The organism is Kitasatospora sp. NPDC091257 (assembly GCF_044757675.1).
GTDB classification, from domain to species: Bacteria; Actinomycetota; Actinomycetes; order Streptomycetales; family Streptomycetaceae; genus Kitasatospora; species Kitasatospora lactacystinica.
Genome location: NZ_JBIVVI010000280.1, coordinates 1 through 8,370, shown reverse-complemented (window position 1 = coordinate 8,370; position 8,370 = coordinate 1). Strand labels below are relative to the sequence as shown.

The following is an 8,370-nucleotide window of genomic DNA, read 5'->3' as shown; positions in this document are numbered from 1 at the left end:
GTGGTCCGTGGCCCGGGCGGTCAGCCGGTCGTCCGGCCCCGCGGGCCCGCCCCCGGCCACTCGTCGGCGAGCAGCGCGTAGAGGAACGAGTCGGACCAGACGCCGTCCTTGAACGCGTCGTGCCGCAGCCGGCCCTCCAGCCGGAAGCCCAGCCAGGTGAGCACCTTCACGGAGGCGTCGTTGTCCACGGCGACCCGGGCGGCCAGCCGGTGCAGGTCCAGGGCGCCGAAGGCGAAGTCGCAGAGCAGGCCGACGGTCTCGCCCGCGTAGCCGCGGCCCCAGGACCCGCGGGCCAGCACGCACCCGAGCTGAGCGGCGCGGTGCCCGTCCAGGGTGAGCGAGGCCTGCCCGATCGGCGTCGCGTCCGCCGGCTCCTCGGCGTCGGCGAGCCTGGTGACGGCGAGGCGGTAGGTGTCCCGCTCCTCGGCCATCGCCTCCTCCAGGTAGAGCTCGATCTGGTCGGCGCAGTCCTCCCGGCCGCTCGGCCCGAAGGGCAGGTGGCGGGTGACCTCCGGGTCGCCGAACAGCGCGTGCAGCGCGTCCACGTCGTCCTCGGTGAGGTGGTACTCGCGGACGGCCAGTCGCGGGCCGGTGAGTCGTACGGGGACCATGGCTGCCGACCCTATCCCCGCCCGGCGGCTACCGTTCGGACTATGAACGACGAAGACCTGCGGCTCGCCCCCCGCACCAAGGCCGCCGACCTGCTCGCCTGGGCGGCCGGGCAGGACCGCGCGCCGGTGGCCGAGGCGCCGCTGCGCGCGGTGCTGGCGCTGCTGGAGCTGGGCGACGGCAGGATGCACGACGGCTGGCCGGAACTGACCTCCGACGCGGTGGAGCACCTGCTGTACGAGCGGCTCCACCTGTACGTCCAACCCGCTCCCGAGGAGGACCCGCTCGCCTACGGCGACGCCGTCCGGCTGCTGATCGACCACCAGCGGGCGGCCCGGCGGCTGAACGCCAAGCGCCAGGAGCGGCTGCACGAGGAGGCCGAGTGGCAGGGCGAGGTCGCGGCCGGGCTGCTGCGCCGCGCCGACCTGGTGACCTGGCCCCGGCTGTACGCGGTGCTGCTGCACGCGTACGGGGTGGACGTCACGGACGGGGCGGCGGTGCGGGACTGGCTGGCCGGCTTCGCGGAGCTCGCGGAGGAGGACCGGCTGGCCGCGTACGAGGCGCTGGTGCCGGCCGGCTGGCTGGACGAGCCGGACGAGCAGGGCTGGGGCCCGGGCCGGGTGCTGTCGGTCGGCATGGCCACGGACGGCGCCCGGCGGCTGCTGGAGCAGGGCCTGATGCGGCGCAGCTACCGCAACCTGGCCGAGCTGACCGCGCAGGGGCGGCCGATGCCGGACGAACTGGCCGGGGACTTCGGGCAGTTCGAGGAGGCGGCGGTCGACGCGGCGCTCGACCTGTTCGGCGGGTGGACGGTGCCGGGGCTGCCCCGGCTGCTGGTGACGGAGTTCCCGGAGCTGGCGCCGGAGCCGGGCCAGGAGGAGATCGAGGCGTACCTGGCGCAGCTGCCCGCCGAGGAGTGAGACCTCGCACGAAGGCCCCGGCCCGGAGCCGCTGCTCCGGGCCGGGGCCTTCTCGCGTGCGCGTCGGGTTTCTCGCGCGGGTGCGCGGGCCTCTCGCGGGTGCACCGGGTTTCTCGCGCGGGTCAGGGGTTGAGGCCGCGCTGCTGGAGCCAGGGCTCCGGGTCGACCGGGGCGCCGCCGCCGGGGCGGACCTCCATGTGCAGGTGCGGCCCGGTGACGTTGCCGGTCGCGCCGACCTTGCCGATCTGCTGGCCGGGGGCGACCTTGCCGGAGCCCTTGGTGATCGAGGAGAGGTGGCAGTACCAGATCTCGGTGCCGTCGGGCAGGGTCTCGACGATCCGGTAGCCGTACGAGCCGGCCCAGCCGGCCGAGGTGATGGTGCCCTGGCCGAGCGCGTAGACCGGGGTGCCGGTGTCGGCGGCGAAGTCCAGGCCGGTGTGCAGGTTGGCCCAGTAGCGGGCGCTCTGGCCGTAGTGGGCGGAGAGCCGGTAGTCCTTCACCGGGAGGGTGAGGGCGGCGGCCTTGACCCGCTCGGCCTCCTCGGCGGCGCGCTTGGCCTCGGCCTCCTTGGCGACGGCCTTGGCCTCCGCCTCCTGCGCGGCCTGGAGCCGGGCGGTCTCCTCGGCGGCGGTGCGCTGGCTGTCGGCCTGGTGCTGGATGCGGGCGGCGAGCGCGAGTCCGGGGTCGGCGGAGAGGGCGACCGGGGTCTCGTCCGGGGCCTCGACGGCGGGGGCGGCGGCCGGGGTCGCCGAGGCGAAGCCGGTGGCGCCCAGGGTGGCGGCGACGGCGGTGACGCCGAGCAGTGGGGAGGCTCCGCGGGTCTGACGCGGCATCCGGTGGCGGTTGGTCTCGACCTCCGCGGGGAAGTCCTCCGGGCCGAAGGCCTCGGGGCCGTCCGTGCCGGGGTGGTCGAGGAGCTGGGTACCGGCTGCGAAGCCGGCCGGGTGTGCCGGGGTGTGCGTCGACGCCACGGAGGCGCGCTCCTTTCCTTCCTTCGCGCCTACCGGGTTAGCTGACGGGTTCGGAGCAGGAAGGTCTCCTACGGCTGGGCCGGGGCCCCGCCGATTCACCCCAAGGAACGTGGTTCCCCGGCTCCCTGACCTGCCCGGAGGCGGGTCGGCGGGATTAGGCGACGGCGCACGGTGCCGTCTGGGTACGGCGTTGACAACCGCGCTGCGTTATCAAACGTTAATCCTAGGAGGCTCTGATTCCAAGCCATCCGTTCGGAGCAGCCTAGGGCAAAGTGATCGGACGTCAACGAACGACACCGGCGAACACCCCCCTCGCGCACGGTCCCATCTGAGTACTCCTACTCATGTGCACCCCGGCCGGGCGGCCACATCCTGGCGCCATGAGCACATCGATGCAGACCCGCACCACGGCCGCGTACCACATCCAGGCCGTCCTCTCCTTCGCCCTGTCGGGCGTCGCCCTCGCCGTCGGGATCGCCTACCTGCCGGTCGGCGGATGGACCAGGGCCTTCCTCGGGATCGGCCTCCTCTACACCGTCACCTCGGCGTTCACGCTGGCGAAGGTGATCCGGGACCGGCAGGAGTCCAACGAGATGGTCACCCGGGTGGACCAGGCCAGGCTGGAGAAGCTGCTCAGCGAGCACGACCCGTTCAAGGTGGAGGGAGTCTGATCATCCCTTCCGCTCCTTCCGCTCCACCCCTCACCCGGCCGTTCGCTTGACGGCTAAGGCTATTAGCCTTAGCTTTATGGCTATCGGCCCGCGCGCCGATGTCCCGCACCGGCGGCCCGAGGAGGACCCCATGAACGGCACCATCACCCCGAGCACCCAGTACCTGACCGTTCCCGGCGGCCGGATCGCCTTCGACGACACCCGGCAGGGCGACGGCACCCCCGTCGTCCTGCTCCCGGGCATGCTCGACAGCCGGGCCGCCTACCGGCACCTGCGTCCGCTGCTCGTCGCCGCCGGCCACCGCGTCGTCACCGTGGACCTGCGGGGCTTCGGCGAGTCCTCCGTCGAGTGGGACGACTACGGCCCGGCCGCCATCGCCGGCGACGTCCTCGCCCTGCTCGACCACCTCGGCATCGAGCGCGCCGTCCTCGCCGGGAACTCCTACACCGGGGCGACCGTCGTCAGGGCCGCCGGGGACGCGCCCGAGCGGGTCGCCGGGATCGTCCTGCTCAACGCCTTCGTCGAGAACCCGCCGCCGGGCGCCCTGATGCGCGGCGTCATGGGCCTGATGGGCGCCGCCCTCGTCCACTGGCCGGCCTCCTGGGGCTTCTACCTGCGCCGGATGGCCTTCCCGGGCGCCAAGCCCGCCGACTTTGACGCGTACGTGGACGGACTGGTCGCCGCGCTGCGCACCCCGGGGCGGAAGACCGCCACCCGCGGGTACGTCCACGGCGACTCGGCGCCGGTCGGCTGGACGGCCGCGGTGCGGTGCCCGGCGCTGGTGGTCATGGGCAGCAAGGACCCCGACTTCCCGAAGCCGGAGCTCGTCGCCGACCGGCAGGCCGCCGCGCTCGGCGCGCGCAAGGTGATGATCGAGGGGTCCGGGCACTACCCGATGGCCGACAACCCGACGGCCACCGCCGACGCCCTGCTGCCGTTCCTCGCCGAGCTCGGCTGAGCCCCGCCCGGCCCCACCGCCCGCTCCTGCCCGACCCCGCCCGATCCACCCGACGTCATCCGTACGGAGAGCCCGAACCCATGCCCCGCGTAGGACTGACCCCCGACCAGGTCGTCGACCACGCCCTCGCCCTCATCGACGAGCAGGGCGCCGAGGCCCTCACGCTGGCCTCCGTCGCCGCCCGGGCCGGGGTCGCCACTCCCTCGCTGTACAAGCACGTCAGCGGCGGCCTCGCCGCACTGCGGCTACTGATCGCCGTACGGGTCACCGGGGACCTGGCCGACCGGCTGGCCGAGGCGGCCGTCGGGCGCAGCGGGGACGACGCCGTCGCCGCCGTGCTGCGCGCCTACCACGCGTACGCCACCGCGCACCCGCACCGCTACAACGCCCTCCCCCAGGCCCCGCAGCCCGACGACGACCTGGCCCGCGCGGGCGCCCGGCTCGTCGGCGTGATCATCGCCGTCCTGCGGGAGTACGGCCTCGAAGGCTCCGAGGCGATCCACGCCGCCCGCACCGTCCGCTCCCTCGCCCACGGCTTCGCCTCCCTGACCACCGCCGGCGGCTTCCGGCTGGCCGAGGACCTCGCCACCACCCACGACCGCCTCATCGCCACCCTCACCACCGGCCTCCGCGCCTGGCCCGCGTAGGAGGCCGGCCCGCACGGACCCGGAGGGCGGCACCGCCCGCGCGCCGGACGTCGGCCGGGCCGACTTCCCGCGCCGGGCCGCGCCCGGACGACCGCCGGTGCGGACGGCCACCTCGCCGGTGCCGGTGCGACGGCCCGGTCCCCGTTCACCCCTTGAGGAACCATTCACCGCTTGGGGAAATGGGGTATTAAGGGTCAGTGCCCCTGGAGCCCGCCGACAGTCCGACCGCGCGCAGTGCGATGCGCTGCGTGCGCCTGCTGCTCGGCTGCACCAGCGCCGCCGAGTTGCTCGGCACCGTACTGGCCGAGGGCCCGAGCTGGATCACCGGCGAGGGGTCCGCGCTGTACCTGCTGGACTCCGCCGGGATGCTCCGGCTGACCGCCTCGCACGGGCTGCCGGACTGGGCGCACGAGCGCTACGGCGTGGTCGATCCGGCCGGGGAGCTGCCCGCCGCGATGGCCCTGCGGCTGCGGCGCCCGTACCTGCTCAGCCCCGAGCACACCAGCGTCGACTACCCGAACGCGAACGCCGGCCTGGGCACCGGGATGGTCGCCGTGATCGCCCTGCCGATGGTCGTGGACGAGCGGCCGATCGGGGTGCTCGCCCTCGCGCTGGCCCACCGGGGCACCGTCCCGCGCCGTGACCTGGACGTCCTGGAGACCGTCGCCGAGGCCTGCGCCCACCGGCTCTCGCACCTGCTGGACCATGCCGACGCCCATCTCCCGCACGGCACCCGCGCACCCTACGGCATCCGGTTGCCCGAGGGTCCGCGGGCGGCGGACGGCCACCCGGCCGGGCCGGCCCACCCGCTGCTGTCGCTGGCGGTGCGGGCCGCCGGGCACGGCGCCTTCGAGCGCGACCTGGTCACCGGCGAGAGCTACTGGGACGCCGAGGCGTTCCGGGTGGCCGGCCGCCCGGCCGCCCCGGACGGCGCCGCCCCCGAGCTGGACCGGCTGGTCCACCCGGAGGACCTGCCGGACGTGCAGGCCGCGCTCGCCGAGGCGCTGGCCACCGGCGGCCGCTACCGGATCGGCTACCGGGTGCTGCGGCCCGGCGGCCGGCCCGCCCGGGTCGAGGAGTCCGGCGAGGTGATGCTGGACGTGCACGGGCGGCCGGTGCGGATCGCCGGGCTGCTGGCCGAGGCCGGGTACCGGGAGCAGCCGCCGGCCGAGGAGCGGAACTCCCCGGCCGCCGCCCGGACGGCACTGCTGCTGACGCTCACCCGGGCACTGTCCCGGGCGGTGACCGTCCGGGACGTCACCACGGCCGTCACCGACGTCGCCCGTCCGGCGCTCGGCGCCGCCGGCATCGTCCTGGACCTGGTGGACGCGGGCCGGCTGCTGCCCGTCTCGCACACCGTGTACGGGGGCCCGCGCCGCACCGAACTCACCCGTCTGGCGGACCTGTCCGAGGGCGTGATGCAGCGGTCGCTGGCCCGCTCCGCCCCGCTGTTCAGCGAACCCTCGGCGGCCCGTTCCCGGCGCGATCCGCTCGCCCCGGCCGCCTGGGCGGTGCTGCCGCTGGTCGCCTCCGGGCAGCAGGTCGGCTCCTGCCTGATCACCTTCGCCGCCGAGCGGGTGTTCAGCCGCGAGGACCGGACCCTGTACTCGGCCTTCGCCGGCATCCTGGCGCAGTCCCTGGAGCGGGCCCGGCTGTACGACACCCACCACCACCGGGCCTCCGAGCTGCAGCGGGCGATGCTCCCGCGCACCCTGCCCCGGCTGTCCGGGATCGCCAGTGCCGCCCGCTACCTGCCGAGCACCGAGGGCATGCAGATCGGCGGCGACTGGTACGACCTGCTGCGGCTGCCGGAGGGCCGGATCGGGCTGGTGATCGGCGACGTCCAGGGCCACAACGCCGAGGCCACCGCGGTGATGGGCCAACTGCGCAGCGGGCTGCGGGCGTACGCGACGGACGGGCACGACCCGGCCGCCACCCTGACCCGCACCAGCCGGCTGCTGGCCGAGCTGGACACCGAGCTGTTCGCGACCTGCCTCTACCTGACCCTGGATCCGGCCGACGGCGCGCTGACCGCCGCCCGGGCCGGGCACCCGGCGCCGGTGCGGATCACCGCCGACGCCGCGGCCGTCGAGCTGGAGCTGCCGGGCGGGCCGCCGCTGGGGGTGGATCCGGAGCAGCCGTACCCGCTGGCGGTGGAGCGGCTGGCGGTCGGGGAGACGCTGCTGGCGTACACCGACGGGCTGGTCGAGGACCGCGAGGAGGACTACGACGAGTCGGTGCAGCGGATGCTCGGCGGGCTCGAACTGTGGGCGCGGCAGACCGGTCCGGGGCGGATCGGCCCGGCACCGGCGCTGGAGCGGCTGGCCGATCTGCTCACCCTGAACGTGACCGAGCGGCGGTCCCGGCCGGACGACGTGGCGCTGCTGCTCCTGCACCGGACGACGCCCCTTCCGTAACACCGTGCACACGGGCCCCACACATCGCGGAACGCGATCCGGCCGTCGGGCTCGGTTCCGGCGTTCCCACCGGGGCCGGTCAGGTTGCTCCCCCGGCTCGTCAGGCGCAGGGATCGGGGTCGAACGAGTGCCGATTGGCGCCGAATTGACTCGATATTGACGAGATCCGGTCACTTGGCGAGATCCGTTCACACCTTCGTAGGATCATCACCCTAGAATTCGCGGCGTGACGATGACTCAGTGGTCCGTAACGGCAACCGGCGTACTCGCCGTCCTCGCCCTCGTGGCCGCCGCGCGGTACCGCGCCGTGTCCGTCACCCAGCGCCGCCGCGCCGACCGGCTGCACGGCGAACTCGCCGCCCTCCAGGAGCAACTGGCCGCCGAACTCTCCCGCCGCGGCGAGGACCTCGCCGCCGTCCAGCAGGAGCAGGAGCACACCGCCTCCACCCAGCGGGCCTTCCTCAGCGTCGCCCGCCGGATCCTGGTGATGGCCCACGACCAGCAGGCGCTGCTGGACGAGATGGAGCGCACCCACGACGACCCGGCCCTGCTGGAGGGCCTGCTCAAGGCCGACCACGCCGCCGCCCAACAGGCCCGGCTGGCCCAGACCCTGGCCGTGCTGTGCGGCGCGCGGGCCGGCCGGCACTGGCCGGAACCGGTCCCCCTGGAGGACGTCGTCCGCGGCGCCCAGTCGCGCATCCTGCCGTTCCAGCGCGTGGTGGTGCGCAGCCGGACCGAGACCGCGGTGGTCGGCGCCGCCGCCGAGGCGCTGATCCACGCGATCGCCGAACTGCTGGACAACGCCACCCGCTACTCCCCGCCCAGCACCCAGGTGTTCGTCACCCTGATGCCGGTGCACAACGGCGCCGTCATCGAGATCGACGACGGCGGCGTCGGCATGCCGGAACAGGCCGTCGTCAAGGCCGCGGCCGCGCTGGCCGGCGGCAGCACCCTGGAGGTCTCCCGGCTGGGCGAGGTCCCGCAACTGGGCCTGGCCGCGGTCGGCCGGCTCGCCGAGCAGTACGGCTTCCGGGTCACGCTCAGCTCGGCGCCCTCGCCGTACGGCGGCGTGCGCGTGGTCCTGCTGCTGCCCAACGCGCTGCTCACCGAGCCGCTGCCGCCCACCGTCCCCGGCCTCGGGCCGGACGACCGGGCGTTCAACCCCGGCCCCCGACCG

The 8,370-nt window shown here is 74.9% G+C and carries 8 protein-coding genes and 1 riboswitch; of the genes, 6 read left to right on the top strand and 2 right to left on the bottom strand.

The genetic code is table 11. The features are described from left to right. Positions 1-20 precede the first annotated feature (20 nt). Positions 21-611, bottom strand: a complete 591-nt coding sequence (locus ACIQOV_RS15560; protein ID WP_401048836.1) for a GNAT family N-acetyltransferase — start codon at positions 609-611, stop codon at positions 21-23. Between the two features lie 42 nt (positions 612-653). Here ACIQOV_RS15560 and ACIQOV_RS15555 point away from each other — a divergent pair, with 42 nt between their 5' ends. Beyond that, entirely contained in the window at positions 654-1,529 is an 876-nt protein-coding gene (locus tag ACIQOV_RS15555) for a hypothetical protein (protein WP_359913968.1), read from the top strand. A gap of 122 nt (positions 1,530-1,651) precedes the next feature. Here the strand turns inward: ACIQOV_RS15555 and ACIQOV_RS15550 are convergent, their stop codons facing one another. After that, positions 1,652-2,500, bottom strand: coding sequence for a M23 family metallopeptidase (locus tag ACIQOV_RS15550; RefSeq protein WP_359897907.1), 849 nt, complete (start codon positions 2,498-2,500; stop codon positions 1,652-1,654). 12 nt (positions 2,501-2,512) lie between these two features. Beyond that, positions 2,513-2,671: riboswitch (cyclic di-AMP (ydaO/yuaA leader) on the bottom strand. Between the two features lie 209 nt (positions 2,672-2,880). On the opposite strand from ACIQOV_RS15550, the gene ACIQOV_RS15545 reads away from it, so the two are divergent. From ACIQOV_RS15545 to ACIQOV_RS15525, 5 genes are all read left to right on the top strand, one after another. Further along, a complete protein-coding gene (locus ACIQOV_RS15545) occupies positions 2,881-3,171 on the top strand; it encodes a YiaA/YiaB family inner membrane protein (RefSeq protein WP_359897908.1) in 291 nt (96 codons plus the stop codon). A 130-nt stretch (positions 3,172-3,301) separates the two neighbouring features. After that, entirely contained in the window at positions 3,302-4,129 is an 828-nt protein-coding gene (locus ACIQOV_RS15540) for an alpha/beta fold hydrolase (RefSeq protein ID WP_401048834.1), read from the top strand. An 80-nt stretch (positions 4,130-4,209) separates the two neighbouring features. Continuing rightward, complete coding sequence (locus tag ACIQOV_RS15535; protein ID WP_380547341.1) at positions 4,210-4,776, top strand: TetR/AcrR family transcriptional regulator; 567 nt, start codon at positions 4,210-4,212, stop codon at positions 4,774-4,776. Positions 4,777-4,973: 197 nt separating this feature from the next. After that, positions 4,974-7,193, top strand: coding sequence for a SpoIIE family protein phosphatase (locus ACIQOV_RS15530; RefSeq protein ID WP_401048833.1), 2,220 nt, complete (start codon positions 4,974-4,976; stop codon positions 7,191-7,193). 232 nt (positions 7,194-7,425) lie between these two features. Beyond that, positions 7,426-8,370, top strand: a 945-nt coding sequence (locus ACIQOV_RS15525) for a sensor histidine kinase (protein ID WP_401048837.1), incomplete at its 3' end; no start/stop codon positions are given.

Bases quoted from the DNA above. Each gene is read 5' to 3' on its own strand.
- ACIQOV_RS15560 (WP_401048836.1), bottom strand. From the start codon at position 611: ATGGTCCCCGTACGACTCACCGGCCCGCGACTGGCCGTCCGCGAGTAC.
- ACIQOV_RS15555 (WP_359913968.1), top strand. From the start codon at position 654: ATGAACGACGAAGACCTGCGGCTCGCCCCCCGCACCAAGGCCGCCGAC.
- ACIQOV_RS15545 (WP_359897908.1), top strand. From the start codon at position 2,881: ATGAGCACATCGATGCAGACCCGCACCACGGCCGCGTACCACATCCAG.
- ACIQOV_RS15540 (WP_401048834.1), top strand. From the start codon at position 3,302: ATGAACGGCACCATCACCCCGAGCACCCAGTACCTGACCGTTCCCGGC.
- ACIQOV_RS15535 (WP_380547341.1), top strand. From the start codon at position 4,210: ATGCCCCGCGTAGGACTGACCCCCGACCAGGTCGTCGACCACGCCCTC.